The 18,073-nt window shown below is 64.9% G+C and carries 20 protein-coding genes; 5 read left to right on the plus strand and 15 right to left on the minus strand.

Features of this window, described 5'->3' with window-relative positions:
* Nucleotides 1-7: 7 nt before the first annotated feature.
* The 4 genes from GFY24_RS33795 to GFY24_RS33810 all read right to left on the minus strand — a co-directional run bounded on the left by GFY24_RS33795 (nt 8) and on the right by GFY24_RS33810 (nt 5,029).
* The gene (locus tag GFY24_RS33795) at nt 8-2,044 is read right to left on the minus strand and encodes an AMP-binding protein (RefSeq protein ID WP_153809188.1); all 2,037 of its coding nucleotides are present in this window, start codon (nt 2,042-2,044) and stop codon (nt 8-10) included.
* The gene (locus GFY24_RS33800; RefSeq protein WP_228566909.1) at nt 2,041-2,982 is read right to left on the minus strand and encodes a menaquinone biosynthetic enzyme MqnA/MqnD family protein; all 942 of its coding nucleotides are present in this window, start codon (nt 2,980-2,982) and stop codon (nt 2,041-2,043) included. The genes GFY24_RS33795 and GFY24_RS33800 overlap by 4 nt, the downstream gene beginning before the upstream one ends.
* 1 nt (nt 2,983) lies before the next feature.
* A complete protein-coding gene (ccrA, locus tag GFY24_RS33805; protein ID WP_228566910.1) occupies nt 2,984-4,267 on the minus strand; it encodes a crotonyl-CoA carboxylase/reductase in 1,284 nt (427 codons plus the stop codon).
* A 204-nt stretch (nt 4,268-4,471) separates the two neighbouring features.
* Nucleotides 4,472-5,029, minus strand: a complete 558-nt coding sequence (locus GFY24_RS33810; protein ID WP_153809190.1) for a TetR/AcrR family transcriptional regulator — start codon at nt 5,027-5,029, stop codon at nt 4,472-4,474.
* A gap of 240 nt (nt 5,030-5,269) precedes the next feature.
* Here GFY24_RS33810 and GFY24_RS33815 point away from each other — a divergent pair, with 240 nt between their 5' ends.
* The 4 genes from GFY24_RS33815 to GFY24_RS33830 all read left to right on the plus strand — a co-directional run bounded on the left by GFY24_RS33815 (nt 5,270) and on the right by GFY24_RS33830 (nt 8,861).
* Nucleotides 5,270-6,061, plus strand: a complete 792-nt coding sequence (locus GFY24_RS33815; RefSeq protein ID WP_309231654.1) for an AfsR/SARP family transcriptional regulator — start codon at nt 5,270-5,272, stop codon at nt 6,059-6,061.
* A gap of 18 nt (nt 6,062-6,079) precedes the next feature.
* The gene (locus tag GFY24_RS33820; protein WP_309231655.1) at nt 6,080-6,832 is read left to right on the plus strand and encodes an alpha/beta fold hydrolase; all 753 of its coding nucleotides are present in this window, start codon (nt 6,080-6,082) and stop codon (nt 6,830-6,832) included.
* A gap of 128 nt (nt 6,833-6,960) precedes the next feature.
* Nucleotides 6,961-7,839: an SDR family NAD(P)-dependent oxidoreductase gene (locus GFY24_RS33825; RefSeq protein ID WP_194853122.1), complete on the plus strand. Its 879-nt coding sequence runs from the start codon at nt 6,961-6,963 to the stop codon at nt 7,837-7,839.
* The gene (locus GFY24_RS33830) at nt 7,836-8,861 is read left to right on the plus strand and encodes an alpha/beta fold hydrolase (protein WP_153809192.1); all 1,026 of its coding nucleotides are present in this window, start codon (nt 7,836-7,838) and stop codon (nt 8,859-8,861) included. The genes GFY24_RS33825 and GFY24_RS33830 overlap by 4 nt, the downstream gene beginning before the upstream one ends.
* A gap of 191 nt (nt 8,862-9,052) precedes the next feature.
* On the opposite strand, the gene GFY24_RS33835 is transcribed toward GFY24_RS33830, so the two are convergent.
* The 6 genes from GFY24_RS33835 to GFY24_RS33860 form a co-directional block, all read right to left on the minus strand.
* Nucleotides 9,053-9,934 carry an SGNH/GDSL hydrolase family protein gene (locus GFY24_RS33835; protein WP_153809193.1) on the minus strand — a complete coding sequence of 294 codons (882 nt, stop codon included), beginning with the start codon at nt 9,932-9,934 and terminating at the stop codon, nt 9,053-9,055.
* Nucleotides 9,935-9,987: 53 nt separating this feature from the next.
* Nucleotides 9,988-10,290 carry a DUF202 domain-containing protein gene (locus tag GFY24_RS43895; RefSeq protein ID WP_194853123.1) on the minus strand — a complete coding sequence of 101 codons (303 nt, stop codon included), beginning with the start codon at nt 10,288-10,290 and terminating at the stop codon, nt 9,988-9,990.
* A complete protein-coding gene (locus tag GFY24_RS33845; protein WP_153809194.1) occupies nt 10,287-10,640 on the minus strand; it encodes a YidH family protein in 354 nt (117 codons plus the stop codon). Before GFY24_RS33845 ends, GFY24_RS43895 begins: the two co-directional genes overlap by 4 nt.
* A 119-nt stretch (nt 10,641-10,759) precedes the next feature.
* Complete coding sequence (locus GFY24_RS33850; protein WP_153809195.1) at nt 10,760-11,461, minus strand: hypothetical protein; 702 nt, start codon at nt 11,459-11,461, stop codon at nt 10,760-10,762.
* A gap of 106 nt (nt 11,462-11,567) precedes the next feature.
* Nucleotides 11,568-13,043, minus strand: a complete 1,476-nt coding sequence (locus tag GFY24_RS33855) for an MFS transporter (protein WP_153809196.1) — start codon at nt 13,041-13,043, stop codon at nt 11,568-11,570.
* Nucleotides 13,044-13,073: 30 nt separating this feature from the next.
* Complete coding sequence (locus tag GFY24_RS33860; RefSeq protein WP_194853124.1) at nt 13,074-14,276, minus strand: DUF1214 domain-containing protein; 1,203 nt, start codon at nt 14,274-14,276, stop codon at nt 13,074-13,076.
* A 79-nt stretch (nt 14,277-14,355) separates the two neighbouring features.
* On the opposite strand from GFY24_RS33860, the gene GFY24_RS33865 reads away from it, so the two are divergent.
* Nucleotides 14,356-15,099, plus strand: coding sequence for a TetR/AcrR family transcriptional regulator (locus tag GFY24_RS33865; RefSeq protein WP_153809198.1), 744 nt, complete (start codon nt 14,356-14,358; stop codon nt 15,097-15,099).
* Nucleotides 15,100-15,157: 58 nt separating this feature from the next.
* On the opposite strand, the gene GFY24_RS42485 is transcribed toward GFY24_RS33865, so the two are convergent.
* The 5 genes from GFY24_RS42485 to GFY24_RS41340 form a co-directional block, all read right to left on the minus strand.
* Entirely contained in the window at nt 15,158-16,003 is an 846-nt protein-coding gene (locus GFY24_RS42485; RefSeq protein ID WP_228566911.1) for a hypothetical protein, read from the minus strand.
* Between the two features lie 36 nt (nt 16,004-16,039).
* On the minus strand, nt 16,040-16,453 hold the full coding sequence (locus tag GFY24_RS42490; RefSeq protein ID WP_228566912.1) for a hypothetical protein: 414 nt from the start codon (nt 16,451-16,453) through the stop codon (nt 16,040-16,042).
* Between the two features lie 666 nt (nt 16,454-17,119).
* A complete protein-coding gene (locus GFY24_RS42495) occupies nt 17,120-17,437 on the minus strand; it encodes a hypothetical protein (RefSeq protein WP_228566913.1) in 318 nt (105 codons plus the stop codon).
* Entirely contained in the window at nt 17,434-17,760 is a 327-nt protein-coding gene (locus tag GFY24_RS33875; RefSeq protein WP_309231656.1) for a helix-turn-helix transcriptional regulator, read from the minus strand. Before GFY24_RS33875 ends, GFY24_RS42495 begins: the two co-directional genes overlap by 4 nt.
* Entirely contained in the window at nt 17,757-17,912 is a 156-nt protein-coding gene (locus tag GFY24_RS41340) for a hypothetical protein (RefSeq protein WP_194853125.1), read from the minus strand. Before GFY24_RS41340 ends, GFY24_RS33875 begins: the two co-directional genes overlap by 4 nt.
* Nucleotides 17,913-18,073 lie beyond the last annotated feature (161 nt).

Below are 18,073 nucleotides of genomic sequence, written 5' to 3' on the forward strand. Positions count from 1 at the left end.
CAGCGAATCAGAAAGGGTGTCGACGATCCTCGAGATGGCGGTCGAGCAGCGCGAAGAGATCGTCATTGGTGGCCGATTCGATATATGCCGGGATCGGCGATCCGGTCGTCGACTCGATCCGCGGTGCGACCGCGTCGAGGTGATTCGGCGCGGTGGGGTTCACCGCGGTGACCTGTGCCCATACGGTCCGGGCGAGGGCGAGCAGGGTCGGTGCGTCGAATACGGCGGTGGCCGGCAGCCGGGTGCCGAATTCGGCGTTGATCCGCCTGCTCAGTTCCACCGCGCCGAGCGAGCCCAGTCCGATATCGCGTAACGACACCTCGGGCGGCACCGAGCCGACGCGGACGCCGACGATATCCGCCACCTGTGCGGCGACTGCGGCGGTCACCCGCGATCGCGCGACCTCGGGCGGCGGCCCGGACAGGTCCGCGCGGATCGGGCGTGCGGTGACACCGGCCGGATCCGGCGCGGTGGCCGGGGAATTCCCGGACTCGCGCACCTGCGGACGCTCCGGTCGCAGGGCCGCACGGAGCTGAGTTTTGTCGATCTTGCCCATGGCGTTGCGCGGTAGCGCCGGTAACCCGAGGATCCGGGTGGGCAGCTTGTACTCGGCCAGCCGCCGAACGCCGAACCGCCGCAGTTCCGCGAGTTCGGGCGTCATCTCGTCCGCGCAGACGACCACCGCGGCGACGCCCTCCCCCGCCATCGGATCGGGCACACCCACCACCGCGATCTCGATCAGTCCGGGGAACCCCGCCAAGGCCTGCTCGACCTCCGCCGAGTACACATTGTCGCCACCGACGATGATCATGTCCTTGAGGCGGTCCACCAGGAACAGTCGCCCACCGCCATCCAGATAACCGACATCGCCGGTATGAAACCAGCCGTCGGCATCGACCGCGGGGGCCGCCGAGTGCGGGTATCGCCAATATCCGGCGCAGACATTCGGGCCTCGGACGCATACCTCGCCGGTTGCTCCCGGCACCGTCAACGGCAGTCCGGACCGAATATCGACCACGCGAACTTCGGTGTGCGGCAAGGGCATTCCCACCGATCCCGGAGACACCGACGTTTGCCCGGCCGGATCACAGGTCAAGAAAAGGGTTTCCGTCAGCCCATACCCGTTCCGGAGATCGACATCGCGCTCGAGAAACCGTTCGATCAGCTCGGCCGACGCCGACGCGCCCGCGATCACGGCCACGCGCAACCGCGACAGATCCGCAGTGGCGAACCGGGGTGAACGCGTAATGCTCTGCATCATCGCGGGTACCGCGAACACCGTGGTGACCTGGTGCGCCACCAGATCCTCGAGCATCCGCTCGGGATCGAAGGCCCGGCTCACCACGGTCGTACCACCGCACAGCAGGGTGCGCAGGACGAAACAACCGAATGGCGCGGTATGGAACAGGGGCGCCACCACCAGTGTGCAATCGGTGGCCGCCGTCGGCACCACCGCATCGAGATTCGCGCAATTCCACGCGTAGTTGCCGTGACTGAGCAGTACGCCCTTCGGGCGGCCGGTGGTGCCGGAGGTGTACGCGAGCATGGCCGCGTCGGCGGCGGCGCGCGGCACCGCATCGGGCACCGGAACACCCCGCACTCGCGGGGACAACAGCCGACCGTCGGCGGCATCGACGAGAGCGCAGTCCAGAGCGGGCGCCACCTCGGCGGCCACCTCGCGGCGCTGCGGCTCGGTGACCGCGGCACGGGGTGCGCAGTCGGCGAGGATGTACCCCAGTTCCGCCGCGGTGAGGCGCGGATTCACCGGGACGAAGATCGCGCCCAGCCAAGCGGTGGCCAGGTAGGCGACGAAGAAGGCGACGCTATTGCCTCCGAGATAGGGCACCCGGTCGCCGGGGCGCACCCCGTGCGCGTCCAGATAGCCCACCAAATCCTGTGCGCGGGTGAGGAGCTCGCGATAGGTGCAGGTACTATCCAAGTAACGCAACGCGATTCGGTCGCCATCGGTACGCGCAATAGCGGCCACCCGCCGTATCGGACCGAAATCCACTCCATCGGAAGAAGTTTCGATCGCGGTGCTCATTGCGCCTCGAAGAGTCGCGGACTCGGTCCGGCAGGGAATTCCGCACCCTGCCCAGCCAACCGGCGGGCGAACTCGGCGATACCGTCCAGTTGCCGACCACCGAGGGTGAAATCCAATGCGCGGGTGTAATACTCGAACAGCAGCTCCTCGCTGAACTCCTCCCATTGCGCCACCTCACGGCAGATGGTCCGGATCTGTGCCGAACCCAGATCGCGAGCCGTCACCAGCGCGCGATGGGTGCGGGAGACGTCCTCGGGCCGCCGTTCGGCGAAATCACGACGCGCTGCCAGTACGGCGAAGACGAACGGCAAATCGGTCCAGTCCCGCCACAGCTCACCCAGGTCGTACACTCGTAAACCGAGTTCCGCGGCCTGTTGACCGGCTCGCAGAGCGACATCACCGATGACGACGGCCGCCTCGGCGGTCTCCAGCATGGCCGCGAGATCGGATCTGCAGCCGAAGAATTCGGGGCGCACACCGACGTGGTCGGTCAGCAGTAGCCGGGCCAGCTGGATGGATGTGCGGCTCGCGGAACCCAGCGCGACCCGCGCGCCGTCCAATTGCTCGAGCGGCACCTTGCTGATGATCAGGCAGGACATCACCGGGCCGTCACTGCCGATGGCGATATCCGGCAGCATGATCAATTCATCCGAATGCCGCAGGAATTCGTACAGACTGATGGGCCCGATCTCCAGTGCGCCCGAGACCAGAGAATCGCTCAGCCGTTCCGGTGAGTCACGAATCAGCTCGACGTCGTACAGGATTCCGGTACGAGCCAACCCCCACAGCAGCGGCATGCAATTCAGAAAATCAATGTGCCCCAATTTCGGGCGCAGCGGGCGCACCGTGGCACGCGGTAGGAAATTACGGTCCGCCACCTCGCGGCGAAAGTGTATACCCGCCGCCTGGCGGGTGCCGCTCATCGCATTCTCGGCCATTTCATCGAATTCCCGTCTCCGAAACCCGGAATCGTGAGAGTTCGGCACTGTATTTGGCCCGGCGCTCGGTATCGGAGATGCCGAGACCCTCCTCCGGCGACAGGCAGAGCACACCGACTTTCCCATGGTGAACATTGCCGTGGACATCGGCGATGGCCTGGCCGGCGGCCTCGAGCGCATACGCCTTCGACAGGGTCGGATGAATCGCGCCCGACATGATAAGCCTATTGGCCTCCCACGATTCGCGATAATTCGCGAAGTGCGAGCCGACAATCCTTTTGAGATTCATCCAGAGATATCTGTTGTCGAAATGGTGGTCGTAGCCGGACGTCGACGCGCAGGTCACGACGGTGCCGCCGCGGCGCGCCACATACACCGAGGCACCGAACGTTTCGCGGCCCGGATGTTCGAGCACGATATCGGGGTCCGCACCACCGGTCAGTTCCCGGATCTGCGCACCGAATCTGCGCCATTCCTTCGGATCCGGCTCGGTCGCGTTCCGCCAGAATCGGTAGCCCTCGGCCTCGCGGTCGATCACCAGATCCGCACCCATCGCGCGGCATATCTCGGCCTTCTGCGGGCTCGAGACCACACATACCGGAATACCACCACCATTGCGGACGAGTTGGGTGGCATACGAACCGAGCCCGCCGGAGGCACCCCAGATCAGCACGACGTCGCCCTGCTTCATCTGCGCACCGTTGCGGGAGACCAGCTGGCGATACGCGGTGGAGTTCACCAGCCCCGGCGCGGCAGCCTCCTCCCAGGTCAGATGCGTGGCCTTGGGCATCAGCTGATTGGCCTTGAGCAGGGAGATCTCGGCCAAGCCGCCGAAATTCGTCTCATAGCCCCAAATGCGCTGCTCGTGATCGAGCATCGAGTCGTTATGCCCGTCGGGACCCTCCAGATCGACGCTCAGACAATGGGCCACGACCTCGTCGCCGGGCTTCCATTTGTTGACACCGGGGCCGGTCCGCAGCACGACTCCGGAGAGATCGGATCCGAGTATGTGATAGGGCAGATCATGTCCCCGGCCCGCCGCGGTCCGGCCATACTTGGACAGGAATTTGAAGGTCGGAATCGGCTCGAATATCGAGCTCCAGACCGTGTTGTAATTGATCGAACTCGCCATGACGGCGACAAGGACCTCACCGGGACCGATGGCCGGAATCGGCACCTCGTCGATATGAATCGAACGCCGGGGATCCTTTTCCCAGGTGTGTAATCCATCGAAGATGCCGATGTCCGATTCGCGGACGGTGACGGCCCGCATCGAATCGGGCAAAGGAAGATCACCGACACCTTCACCATTACCCGACGTTATCGCGTCTCTGATTGCGTTCAGGCATGTGCTCGCCATGGCGTCCCCGCACCTATCCTTGTCCTGGTCGAACAATTCACGAATGAGCGGGTTGCGTAATGTGTCGCCGACTCGCCTGGCTTCAGTCCACCACAGGGTGCTGTTCCGGCTCTAAAGTCGGAATTAACATCACCAGGTAGCGAGCGCTTGATCCAGGGCGTTCACGAGACGTTCGAAACTGAAATCGACAGACCGCGGGAGCTGAAACCTGTTCGCGTTCTCTATGCTGACGAAACCGTGAAAGGCACTGTGTACGACCCGGGCCGCGTCGACGGCCGATTCACCGGTGATGCCGTACCCCTCGAGCACGTCGTACAGCACCGACATCGCGGCCGCGCCCGCGAGCTGATAGTCCTTGGTGCAGGGCTCCGGTGTGTGGAGGAGATACCGAAAGCATCCTGGGTGGGATCGGGCGTAGCCGCGGTAAGCATTCGCCATCGCACGCAGCGCGTCGATGCGCGCCTTACCCGTCGCGGAACGGCGGAGCGCATCGCCGATATCGCGTAACGCCTTCACCGCCAGCTTGGCCTGGAGCTCGTCGAGGCCGCCGATATGTTTGTACAGACTCGGCTGCGCGACACCCATCCGCTTCGCGATCTCGGTCAAGGTCAGCCGCTGCCCGTCCGCGTCGACGATCTGGGCGGCCTCGTTCACGATCACATCGATCGTGAGGCCCACCCTAGGCATCGTCGACCCACTGGCATGAGTCACCATCGGCGATACGCCGATGCTTGCGTTGCAACATTCGGGAATATCGCATAGCCTACAAGCTATGGCAGCTAGCTTTCAGCTGTCAAGTTTGAGCCTGCCACGCGACCGCCGTGCAGGCCTGCCCGGCGGTCCCGACAGCAATGAGGCGCGGCACCGCCAGTGACTCAGGCAGTTTCACGGCAACGAACGGCAGCATGGTCCGCCGGGGGTTACAAGGTGAGATATGAGCTACTAGGACCAATCCAGGTAATCCGCCGGGATGACGTCCACTTCATCAGCGCCAGGAAGGTTGAAATCCTCCTGGCGACTCTGCTGGCAAAACGGGACCAAGCGGTTCACCGAGACCAGCTCATCATCGAGATCTGGGGTGACGAGCCGCCACGGCGCGCGAGCGCTGCCTTGCATGTCTATGTGTCACAACTTCGCAAATTCCTCGGTCCGGAACACGATGTCGGCCGCCAGTCCTCGGGGAAGGACATGGGCCCCATCATCACCCGGCCGCTCGGATATATGCTCCGGACCCTCAATGACGAAATCGATGTTTCCGATTTCGAACAGCTGGTGAGCGAAGGCCGCGCCGGCTCACTCCGAGGTGACCTCGAGGTCGCGGTTGATCGCCTCGAACGCGCACTGGCACTGTGGCGTTCGACCTCACTGCTGGATCTACGCGCCGGCCCGATCCTCGATTCCTACGCCACCTGGCTCGAAGAGAGCCGGATCGAATGCCTGGAAACACTGATCGCCGCCTACCTCAATATGAACAAGCACCGGGAAGTCGTCGGCCGCCTGTACGTGCTGGCCGGTGAATATCCGATGCGGGAGAATTTCCTCCGATATCTGATGCTCGCGCTCTTCCGATCCGATCGCCGCGCGGACGCGCTCTCGGTCTACCGCGAAGGACGCGAAAGGCTGAAAAACGAATTGGGGCTGGAACCCTGCCGCAGCCTGCAGGAAATGAATTACGCCATCCTCACCGGCGAGGAATCACTCCTCGACATGGCCTGCTGAACGAACGAGGTGGAAACCGTGACATCGGTGGACCGCACGACCTGGATCCGGAGCTATCACGGCTCCCCCGACGCCCCCGCCGACCTCGTGTGCTTCCCGCACGCGGGCGGTTCGGCAAGTTTCTTCTTCCCCGTATCCATTGCGCTGCAACCGGATCGGCATGTGCTGGCCGTGCAGTACCCGGGCAGGCAGGACCGGCGGCGCGAATCTCCGATCGAGGATATCGGCCTTCTCGCCGACCACATCGTCGCGGCCCTGCCGGTCCACGCCGATCATCCGCCGATCCTGTTCGGCCACAGTATGGGCGCGCTCGTCGCGTTCGAGGTGGCCCGCAGGATGGAACACATCCGGGGAGCCGGACCCGCGGCCCTGGTGCTGTCCGGGAGGCGCGCGCCCTCCCGGCCCGGGCGCGACGATATCCACGAACTCGACGACGACGGTGTCGTCGCGGAATTGCGAATGCTCAGCGGAACCGACACCACGCTGCTGGGCGACGATGAATTCCTGCCGCTCATACTGCCCGCCGTGCGCAGCGACTATCGGGCGGTGTCACGCTACGAATGCGCATCCGATGCCACGGTGTCGTGCCCGATCGTCGCCTTCGTCGGCACCAGCGATCCGCGGGTGACGATCGACGACGCGTGGGCGTGGCAGAGCTACACCTCCGGGAACTTCGCCCTGAAGACCTTCCCGGGCGGTCATTTCTATCTGGCCGAACAACGAGACGCGGTGATCGCCGAATTGTCCGCGCTGCTCTCGAATTCCCGGTGAGACTTCCGAATTCGAGATCGCTCAGGTCGGCGCGCCCGCGCCACATCACCCGCGGAGCACGAATATCGCGGCGCCGCAATAATTCTCGGAGGGCAAGAACGATGAACTGTACGCGCAAGCATGCCGTGGTGACGGGCGCTTCGACCGGCATCGGCCGGGCGACCGCGCTACGGCTGACACAGCACGGATTTCACGTATTCGCCACTGTACGGCGAGCGGCGGACGGCGCGGACCTGCACGCGCAGGCCCCGGACACGCTGACCCCCTTGATCATGGACACCACGATCACCGATCAGATAGCCGAGGCGGCGCACGCGGTGCACGAACACGTCGGCGAGCAGGGTCTGCACGTCCTGGTCAACAATGCCGGTGTTCCACTGTTCCAGTCACTGGAGTTTCTCGCGCCGGAACGCCTGCTGCACCATATGGACGTCAATGTCGCCGGCCCACTTCGTGTTTCGCAAGCCTTCCTGCCGCTGCTGCGCACCGGTGCGGGCCGGATCATCATGATCGGATCGACCTCGAGCTGGTTCGTCTCCCCGTTCGGCGGATCCCATTCGGCCACCAAGAGCGCGCTCGCGGCGCTGACCGAGGCGCTGCGCCTGGAACTCGCCGCCTGGAATATCGACGTCGTGCTGATCGAACCCGGCGCGGTGCACAGCTCGGCCTTCGACAAGGTGGCCACCGATCGCGAGACGGCCATCGCGGAAATGGGCGCTGCCGGGCAGGAACTGTACGGCGACGCCTACCGGACCACGATCGACAAAATGCTCGATATGGGTGAGCGGGGCACCGACCCCGATGTCATCGCCGAGGTGGTGCTGCGCGCGGCGAGCAGTAGCCGGCCCAAGCGCCGCTACCTCGCGGGAAGCGATGCCCGGCAACTGGTTTGGGTGACCAAACTCCCCCTCGCCATCCTCGACTCCATCCAGCGCGGCATGTTCGGCATGCCCAAACCCGGCACCGGCGCGGTGCCCACGACCAGCGAAGCGGCAGGTGCGAAATGAACGTTCTCGACGAATTGAAGCAGTTCGCCTCGGTCCACTCACAGCTGCAGGAACTCCCGGAGGGCCTCTGGCAGCAGATCATGGACCGAATCACCAGCGATGACGACGGACCCGGCGCGTGGGTCTACGAATGGTCCACGGTGGCAAGCGAATTCGAGACGGAGGGGGAACTCCTGACGGCGTCGCACTGCTATACGATGGCGCGCTTCCCATTCGTCGACGGTCCCGCCCGCGCCGAGGCGCTGCGCCGATCGATCCGGACCTTCGACACCTGGCGGCTACGCGGCACGAGCCTCGAGAGTATCGACGTGCGGCCGGATGGGACCGACGGCAGCCTGCGGTGCCTGGCCGGCGGCCTGTCCACCCGGGACAAACGCCCACTGCTGTTGTTCATGGGCGGCATCGTCAGTTTGAAGCAACAGTGGGCCTCGGTACTGCATTTGGCCGAAGCGGTCGGGATGGCCGTGGTGCTGTGCGAGATGCCCGGAGTCGGCGAGAACACCGTCCCCTACGACAGGAACAGCTGGCAGATGCTGCCGCCGATCCTCGATGCCCTCACCGACGGCGCCGATGTCGAGCACACCATCGCCATGGCGAACAGCTTCGGCGGGCATCTCGCCCTGCGCTGCGCCGCTGTGGACGAGCGGATTCGCGGGATCGTGTCCAACTCCCCGCCGATCAGCGACTTCTTCACCGATATCGAGTGGCTGCGCGGCATCCCCCGGGTGACCACGGATACGCTCGCGCACCTGACCGGAACGGACCCCGCCGGCCTGCTCGAGCTGCTCCCGGACTGGGCACTGACCGGCACCGAGCTGAAACGACTCGAGATTCCGGTCGCGTACCTGGCGAGTCTGCGGGACGAAATCATCCCGCGCACCGAGGTCGACCATATGCGCAACAATGTGCGCGATCTCGACACCAAGGTCTTCGACGATGTGCACGCCTCGCCGAGTCACCTGGTCGAAGCGCGCGAGTGGATGTTCGCCTCCCTCTTGCGAATTCGCAATACGCTGGCCTGATCCACAGCTGAGCCCGCCCGGTGTCGCGATGAAGCGATACCGGGCGGGCTCATTGCGGGGACGAGCGCCGCACGACCGCGGGCTGGTGGCGAGACATATTCCAAACCTGCGGTATTCACCGATCTGCTGCCTAGTGAACGCGCTCTATGCCGACGGGCGTGTGCTGGTGTCCGCGAACATCTCGGTCGGATCTAGGATTCCAGTGTCTCCAGTACCCGCCGTGCCTGATAGTCCGCCCCGAGCTGGTTCGGGTGGAACGGGACGGCGAGACCTATCGGTGTGTCGGAGTATGGGATCAGGCCCTCCGCCCAGCGGATGCCCGGTGCTTGGCATGCGTCGTGGCCGCCGCTGCTCGTATAAGTATCGACGAAGTCGACGCCCGAGTCGGCGGCGGTACGCGCGAGCATGAGGTGCAGTTCGCGGAGTTTGTCGCTCAGCCAGATGGCGTCGGCGGCGGAGATGGGGATGCGCGGGAAGCAGCCACCGGTAGCGCTGACACCCTGGAAGTAGTCCAGCAGCACGATGCGGGCGTGTGGAGACCGTTCACGGATCCCGGTGATGGTGGCCCGCACTCCGGGGGCGGCGGCCGCGATCGCCTCGCTCATCCGGTCCACGCCGTTGGAGACCATCGCCTCGAGGCAAGGCGTCGCTGCGGGATCAGTTGTTAGACAGGTAGATACGGTCTTGGACAGCTCCGCGTCGTTGCCGCCGATGCCGAGGGTCACCAGATCCGTTGTAGCCGTGAGCCTGTCGAATTGTGGTGGATTGGTGCCCTGTGGGGTTGTCATGTGCTGTGTCCGGGCTCCGCCGCAGGTGGCATCGCGGAATACCGGAATCGACAGTGCGGCCGCCACCTGCTTGGGGTAGTTATGTGCGCTCTGCGCGCAGGTCGCGGGCGTGAACTCGGTGCTGATCCGACTCCCCGTGGCATCGGCGGACCACGAATCTCCCAGTGCCACATACTCCGTATAGCGTGGCGCCGTCGCTGCCGCGGGCGTGGGGTTCGTCAGGACTGCGATCGGCATGATCGCCACCGCGACGGCCATTTTCGCGGTCCGGGTGCTCTCGCTCATCTCTTCTCCATCCAGGTATATGACCGCACCGCTCCGGCGGGTCTTTCGGTGTCTCACAGCAGGGTCGGCAGCACGCAAGACGCTGCGGCGGCGATTCCCGCGCAGAGGAGTGCCCCCGCTATCAGGGGGATCGGACGTGGATCGTCGGCTCGGTGGCGATATCGGTGGCGGCGCAACCGGATAACGGCTGCAATTGCCACGAGAACGACGCTCAGCAGGAGCGTTGCGGCTGACAATGAGGCGCAAGGTCGGCCGGTCGCGGCTCGTGCGAGCCCGGCGCCGACCACTGTCGCGGCGAGCAGGGTGCGCTGCCACGCGAGGATGGTGCGTTCGGCCTGTAGCCCAGGTGGGCTCACGGCGCGACGAGCGCCAGCGCCAGCAAAGCTGCGACGCCTGCTCCCACCACGGTGACCGGGATCAGCGGCGATCGCGGTAAGGGTTGATCGCAGCGCATTGCACCCTGTACGCGTCGCCACTGCCAGAACGCGCCGACCGCGATAATGGCAGCCAGTACGACGCAGACTACTCCTATTGCGTTGTGCAACAACATGCTTGAGGAGTAGAACTGGCTAACAGCGATACCGCCGGCGAGCAATCCCAATGCGGTGCGTACCCACGCCAGGAATGTGCGTTCGTTCGCCAGGGTGAATCGGTAGTCGGGCTCATGGTCCACACGCGCCTCGGCCGCACCATCGTCCCGAACCATTCGACCTCCGGTTTTCGAGCTGACCGACAGGGATGCGGGCCGCGCACCGAGAGTCCTGTGCGCGGCCGTCACCACCTGCGGTGATCTACTGAGTGTTGGCGAATAGGCTGTTCGACAGCCTATTTCGCGGGTGCGGGCGCGGGCTGGGTGATGGTGGTGAAGTACTGGGCCGCCGCCATCAGAATGACGGGGGCGGTGACGAGCAGCTGCCCGGCGATGGTGCCCAGTGCGCCAACGGCGAGGATGCCGCCGATGCATCCGAGCGCCGCAGCGGGCAGGAAGCCACCGAACAGGCCGATGATCGCGGCGGCCGCGACGGTAGCGCCCGCGATGCCGCCCAGGACGCATCCGACCGCCGCACCGCTGAGGACACCGATGGTGCTGCCGATGGCAGCGCCCGCGGTAATCGTGCTCACCAATCGCCCCCAGGCCGCCTGCTCGCGTTCGTACTCCGACCGCCACGGAGCCTGGTTCTCGAAGGGCAAGGCGACCGGGCTGTAGGTGGCGTGTTCGAGGTCGAAGCGCGGGGTCAGGGTCGCGGTGCGGGCACTGATGTCGGCGGTGATCGGGAAGACGAAATCGTCCACCCGGAAGGACAATACGGCGCTGGCGAGTGCCTTGCCCGCCGCATCCGCGACGGTGAGCACGCCATTGTCGGCCGAGAGCGCACCGGCCTCGGTGGTGAGCACCGCTGCGGCGTCACCGAGCGTGGCCGTGTAGCCGATGCTCGGGCTCACCGGCGCCGGAGCCGCGGTGGCGGTGGCGGCCGTGACGGCGAGTGTGCCGATCAGCAGCGTGGAGGCGGTCGAGATATTCCTCATCTGATTTCCTTAACTTGTTGCGGGGGACAGCACGCATCACCACCGAAAGGCATTCCGTTCGGCGGGTGCGGCATTTGGGTGGAACGAGGAGTGCGGGGCAGACGGCTCAGCGGGGTTCTGCACCGCCTGTGGCGGGAGTCCGGCCGTGTCGCATTCGGATCGCGACCGCGAGACCGGCGAGGCCGACCACCGCCGCAACCAGGAAGGAGTGTTGGAAGGCGGTGTCCGAGTAGGTGATTCGCCCGGTCGTGGGGTTCTGTCGCGCGATGTTCTGCGCCATCACGACGCTCAGCACGGTCACCGCGATCGCATTGCCGAGCTGGGCGACGACCCCGAGCATCGCCGCGCCCACCGCGCTTTGTTCGGCCGGTACGGCGTCCATCACCAGATTCGGTCCGGACGCGTAATACAGCCCCATGCCGATGCCGAAAACAGCGGAGAGCGCCATGATCTGCCAGCGATGTTCGGGCAGTGCGGCAGCGGCTGCGAGGCCGGTGATCATCGCGCACACCGCACCGATGAGGGTGAGCCGCGCGCCTCGACGGCGTGCAATGAGGCCGCCGAGGGGTCCGCAGAGCATGGTCAGCACGCCGGTGGGAAAGGTCCACAGGGCAAACGCGGTGGCGGTCAGCCCGACGCCGTAGGTGATACCGGGTTGGGCCGGGGTCTGCAGCAGTTGCGGCAGGAGCAGCCCGTATCCGGCAATCATGAATCCAATGAACAGGTACGCCAATAGCGTTGAGCGCAGCGCGCTTCCGACCAGTAATCGCAAATCGATGGCCGGTTCAGGCACGCGTAACTCCCAGACCACGAATGCGATGAGGAGCCCGGCTCCGCCGATCGAGGTCAGCAGCGTCGGGCCGCTGATCCATCCCCACTTGGATCCCTGACTGATGCCGACCAACACCAGCCCGACCCCCGAGCCCAGGAGCGCGACGCCGAACAGATCCAGGCGCTGCCGCAGTCGCAGCGCAGATTCCGGTACCAGGATCGCCACCACTGGTATCAGCAACGCGGCGTAGCCGAACATGAACCAGAACAGCGATTGCCACCCGTGGTTGTCGATGAACCATCCGGCCACGAACGGCGACGCGAGCGCGCTGACGCCGATACCGGCGGCCACCGTCCCGAGTGCCACCGGAACCCAGCGCCGCGGGAAGATGTCCCGGACCAGCGCATAGGCCACCGCGACCATTCCTCCGGCGGTGCCCTGCAGCGCCCGGCCCGCCAGTAGCACCGAGAAGGAATCGGCGGTTGCGCAGATCAGCGATCCGATGGTGAAAAGCAATGCCAGGGAAAGCATCACGCGCTTCTTGCCGAAGGCGTCGGCGAGTTTGCCGACCAGCGGCAAGCTGACAACGGCGGCCAGACTCACCATTGTCAGCACCCAGCCCAGGTGCAGGGTGCGGAATTCCGCCGCCATGTGTGGAATTGCCGGATACACCAGCATGATTTCCATCGGCGCGAGCTCGGACATCAGCACGATGAACGCGAGTGCCGCACCGAAGCGCCAGCGTTGCCGCCGACTCGGCGGTTCATCACCGGACTGCGAGGGAGGAGGGTTGATCGTGGTCTCGGTCATATTGCTCTCGATCCAGTGAGACGGTCTGCGCTAATGGCTGTTTCGTAAATGCGCGGCACGGCGACGGGCTCGAATCCGCTCCGTGCGCTCGGCGGCGGTGACGGTCGGAGTTGCCTCGGGCAGGTATTTGCGCACGTCTTCGAAGGGCACCAGCTGCATGACCGGACTCGGTACGCTCTCGGTCAGCAGCAGGCGGCCATTGACGGTGCCGTGCGTATGCCCGCCGGTATCAAGCCAATTCGGCACACCCGGGTCCCGGTGGGCGATAACCGCGCGGAAGACGCCGTCGTCATCGAGTTGCGCTTGAACATGATTGAGCGAGGATTGGCGCGAGAACCAGTTGACCGTCTCCCAATACCAGTTCCCCAGGCCGAAACTCCAGTAGTGGCAGTTCGGTGGCGTGAACTCGAGGATGACAGCTTCGTCGGGGGCACAGTGGAAACTGCCCATGCCGTAGGCCTGGTTCTGGAATCCGCCCCACGCGCTCACGCTCAGCGGAGTGAAGTCCAGGGAGTTGGCGGGCGCGTTCAGGGAGGATTTGCACTGCTGATCCCAGAAGGTGCCGGCCTTGTCCAGCCAGCGCACCAGCCGTTCGGTGCGGGCGGCGACATCGGCTTCCGTCAGCGCGGTCGGCGGCGGATACACCGCGTCGACGCACTCGATCACGAGATTGGCCGGGCGCTCTGTCACCCAATCGCTGAAAACCTGACGCACGCACAGTGACTCGGCTGCGGCATCGATGGTCAGCCAATTGCCTGTGTACCCGGCCGGTCGCTCGGGGCCGAGCAGCAATTCGAACGCACCATCGGCATCGGCCACGAGCGAGCGGCTGTCGATATTGGAGTTGATCCGGTAGTCGGGCGCTTCGCAGAAGTGCGGCGAGTGGACCTGAATATCGAAGTAGTGTGCGGTTCCCCGGTCGCCGGAGATCCGGTACGTGCGGTCACCACTGACCGCCGCGAGGGTGTAGATCAAATCAGGGTTGTCGATACCCCAACTGCATGTGGTGTCTGCCCATCGACCGAATTCCGGATACATCGGATCGGCCAGTTCCATACTCAGCAGAGCGCCGGCCGCCAGATAGCGAGTGGCGAAACGCAGCCCCTCGGCTCGCAGGAGCGGGGTATCGGTTGCTGGGTCGTCGAAGACGATCGTGCGGCCGAACCGCTGCCAAGCCTGGCCCACCTGCTCGAATAGCGCACCTGAGCGCACCGACTCCACACGTTCGGTCATGTTTTCCTCCATGTTTCGGCAAAGTCATATGTGACGTGAATGACATAGTCGAGACTGAAAACGGCATTGTCAACCCCTCGTGTCCACTCTCCGGACGGGCTGTTCGACACCGACCGGGCCAGCTATGCTCGGTTTTGAAAATGACACTTTCACCGCACGGGAGGCTGGCAAAGTGACGTCGGCGGAGCAGTCACGCACAAACCCGATCGCCACTGCCGCGATCGAGCGGGTCTTCGACAAGCACCGCGGCGAGTATCTCGCCGAGGCGCAACGCCTGATCCAGGCCTGTAGCGGTCTCATCGCGGAAACCGGACAGGTCGACCCCTCGGTCAATTCGATCCTCGAACGCTCAGGTCTCGGAACTCGCGCGTTCTACCGTCTCTTCAACTCGAAGGAAGAGCTGATCATCGCCGTGCTACAGGACGGCACCAACTGGAAAATGGGCCAGATAGAAGAGCAGATGGCACAGGCCGGCACACCGCTGGAACGGGTGCGCGCGTGGGTCGAAGCCGCGATCTCCCCCTATTTCCGGGATACGGCGCCGGGGCATCGAGCGATCCTGCTCCACACCTACCGGTGGGAAATGATGTTTCCCACCGAAATAGCGGCAATGCGTGACCAGCTCCTACGGCCCCTTGTTCGAGCGATCGCCGAGCTTCGAGGCGAGAACGACTCGACGTCCGCGCACAACGCCGCCGAGATCATCTACGACTCGTTCTTCGGTGTTGCCTGCCGAGCCGAAGCGCAACGGCGATTGGTCGAGGCCCACGAGGTGACAGCTCTTGCCCGACTGGCTGAACTGATAGCCGAACGGTTCGAGTAATCGGCCGCCCGTCATCGAAGCTCGACTGGGTGGTGGCCATCGGAGGTCGTCGTGGTGGTCAGTGGTTTGTGGTCGCGCGTCGTTCGGCCAGGTAGATGTGCCAGTCGCGTTTGGCGGTGCGGACCCACCGCACGGCGGTGCCGGGGTGTAGACCCAGTAGGTCGGCCAAAACCGCCGCGGGCAGTTCGGCGGCCAGGGTGATCATCGCGGTGTTGCGGCTGGTGTGGGGGGTGATGCCGTGCTGTTTGAGGCGGTCGCCGTACACACCGCGACCGATCGGCCAGCGGCGATCGAAGCCAGGGAACATCAGCGGTGAGGACCCGTCCGACACTGGGGGCAGCACCGACTGGTTGAAACGCTCGCGGGGAAGCTGCCCGAGTAGCTCGGCGAGCAACGGCGGAAGCAGCAGTTCGTGGTCGCCGAGGCGAAGGTAGTGGCTACCAGTTCGGTGGAGCAACTGGTCTGCTCGCAAGGCGAGCACATGGCTCATTCGCAGTCCGAACAGCAGGATCAGCGTGCCACCGGCACGAACGTCGATGGGGATCGAGCGGTCATGCAGGCAACGGTGCAGCTGCTGGGTGTAGTCGCCGAGGTCGGTGAAGTCCTTCGGCACGGCCACCTTCAACGCCGGGACGGTGAGGGTCGCCGGCGCGAGCTTCTTGGTAATTGCCCAGCGCACCAAGTCGCGGGCGAAGTAGGGGCGAGACCCGGTTCCACTGGTGAGCCACATGTCGATGTGGCGTTGGGTTAGCGAGTCCAACGCCAAGCCGTGCAGGTCGAGCCAATCCAGGAACTCCAGGGATACGAGGATGGTCTGCCGAATTGCGCCGGCGGCGCCGGGCCCGTACTGGTGACCGTGTCGTCGCGTGCGGCGACGCGCACGATGCAACACATGCCATTGCACGTAGCGATGGATCAGCCGAGCGTGGGTCTGGGGCCGTTACTCGAGAAGTGCCTCCAGCCAGGGGCTGATCCGATCCAGATAATCGTCCCGGTAGGGCAGCACTCCGGTACACATGAGCATCCTGCGTACGAAGTGGACGCTGCGGCTCGGTGGTAAGGCGTCGAGGCCGTCATGGGTGATCGGCGTGCCGTTGCGGGCGAGTTCGCTCAGCAACTGCGCCGCCGAGCTGCGACCCAACCACACCAGCACGCTACGAGGCTTCTCGGCCGCCAGCAGCGCGTCCACCAGGGGCACCAAGTGCGCGGGGAATCGCCCCTGCTCATCGCGCAGTACCGAGCGCAGCCTGGCTTCGGCGCAGCACCGGAGGCAGTCACCATCGGTATAGACGCGGCCGGCCTGGCCACAACGGCGGCAACGGTAGTCGAACGGGCTGCCCGCGCAGGGCCGCACATCATTTCTCCGGCAGCGTTTTTCGCGATGAGGACTCGGATCTCACGGCAGGTTGCGCACACCGCGGGATGCTCTCGGGCAGTGGGGTAGCAGGAGTTGCAAATCGGTCCGATGGGCCAGACGACGGTGATCTGACGGGTTCGCTCACACAGGCAACACAGACCTGTCCGACGAGGGCGGCGTCGAGACTCGCGGGGACGAGATTCGTTGCACCGACGGCTCTTGGGGGTCCAACCGGTGACCGGGGCCCAACACCGGCTGCACAGGTCAGGGTGGGTATCGGTGGCTCGGACAATGATCACCGTGAGGGTGCCGCACTCTCCGCACACACGACGTGGCTGATGCGTGCGGTAGCAGCTTCGGCGCACCGGCCCGGCGGCGGTGTGGGATTGCGCAGGTCGTTGCTCACCGCAGTCGACGCAGGTGTGGAACGGACGCGGGGCGCACCTGGCGCACAGGGCGGTGCCATCGGGTAGTCGTCGCTGTATCCGGCGTGTTCGCCCGCATTGGTTGCATTTCTTGTGTGTGCGTGGGTCATTGCGGTAGCAGCGGGGACAAAGCAGCTCCTCACCGAATCGAACTGCGGGTCGGCGAGTGGAACGCCCGCAACCGGTACAGACGATCAGGGGGCGATCGATGCCGCGGCAGCTATCACAGACCCTGCCTTCAGGGCGCAGGTACGCGAGCAGCACGCGGCGCCCGCACCGGTGCGCACGCTGGTGGTGTGACCGGATATCCGGCGGCCGCGAGGGTACGGGCGAGTCGGACAATTCCCAACGGACAGAACGGATCCGGGTCCAGCAACCCACCTGGACGGTCGGCGAGGTAAGCGTCCAGCTCCAGGACGGTGCGCGGCATATCAGCACGCGCGGTGGCCAGGATCGTGTCCACCGCGAAGGCATCGAGAGTGCTCACCTCATGGAGCACTCGCTCACGCAGCCGCTGCTGAGCCTGCGCGAGCCGCCGCTGCGCGGCCGTGGTCATGACTTCGGGGTCGGCCGGCGGATCGTGGTGCGGTGAGCCGCAGGTGCCGAGCCCTCCGGGCCGGTACCGGTCTTACGCACGGAGATGTTCTCGACCCGGACCTCTATCAAATCTCCGGGACCGCAGCCCAGAATGTCGCACAATGCCGCGAGTACGTCCATCGACAACCGTTGCGGGGGTTGAGCGACCAACCGATAGATCTGCTCACGCGAGAGAGAGATACCACGCTCGGCCAGTGGTGTGGCCAGATCCGAGGTGTGGAACATCTCGTGCTCGGCCATGAGTCGGCGCAGATGCCACGCATAGCCCATCTTCTTGATCACTTCGGACTCTCCCAGATGTCGGGGTCGCGTTTGGCCAGGGCCGCGCGCACGAGCTGGTTGCGGAATTCATCGGAGACATGGGTGTAGATCGCAGTCGTACTGGCGTAGCTGTGGCCCACCTGGTGTTGGATTATCTTGAGCTCCTGGACCATTCAGGGCTCTGGCCTGCGGATTGCCCATGGCGACACTGTCGTTTTAGCCATGAGTGAGGGCATGGTGATCACCTTCTGTGGGGATTGATCGTTATCGAGCTGGAACGATTGCGGCAGGTATTGGACGAGGTCGTCATGTTCGTCGAATGGCCTCGATCAGG

This window comes from Nocardia sp. SYP-A9097, assembly GCF_009649815.1.
Taxonomy (GTDB): Bacteria; Actinomycetota; Actinomycetes; order Mycobacteriales; family Mycobacteriaceae; genus Nocardia.

Excerpts from the sequence above, each read along its gene's own strand:
- GFY24_RS33795 (WP_153809188.1), bottom strand. The coding sequence starts at position 2,044 with ATGAGCACCGCGATCGAAACTTCTTCCGATGGAGTGGATTTCGGTCCG.
- GFY24_RS33800 (WP_228566909.1), bottom strand. The coding sequence starts at position 2,982 with ATGGCCGAGAATGCGATGAGCGGCACCCGCCAGGCGGCGGGTATACAC.
- GFY24_RS33810 (WP_153809190.1), bottom strand. The coding sequence starts at position 5,029 with ATGCCTAGGGTGGGCCTCACGATCGATGTGATCGTGAACGAGGCCGCC.
- GFY24_RS33830 (WP_153809192.1), top strand. The coding sequence starts at position 7,836 with ATGAACGTTCTCGACGAATTGAAGCAGTTCGCCTCGGTCCACTCACAG.
- GFY24_RS33835 (WP_153809193.1), bottom strand. The coding sequence starts at position 9,934 with ATGAGCGAGAGCACCCGGACCGCGAAAATGGCCGTCGCGGTGGCGATC.
- GFY24_RS33845 (WP_153809194.1), bottom strand. The coding sequence starts at position 10,640 with ATGGTTCGGGACGATGGTGCGGCCGAGGCGCGTGTGGACCATGAGCCC.
- GFY24_RS33850 (WP_153809195.1), bottom strand. The coding sequence starts at position 11,461 with ATGAGGAATATCTCGACCGCCTCCACGCTGCTGATCGGCACACTCGCC.
- GFY24_RS33855 (WP_153809196.1), bottom strand. The coding sequence starts at position 13,043 with ATGACCGAGACCACGATCAACCCTCCTCCCTCGCAGTCCGGTGATGAA.
- GFY24_RS33860 (WP_194853124.1), bottom strand. The coding sequence starts at position 14,276 with ATGACCGAACGTGTGGAGTCGGTGCGCTCAGGTGCGCTATTCGAGCAG.
- GFY24_RS42495 (WP_228566913.1), bottom strand. The coding sequence starts at position 17,437 with ATGACCACGGCCGCGCAGCGGCGGCTCGCGCAGGCTCAGCAGCGGCTG.
- GFY24_RS41340 (WP_194853125.1), bottom strand. The coding sequence starts at position 17,912 with ATGGTCCAGGAGCTCAAGATAATCCAACACCAGGTGGGCCACAGCTAC.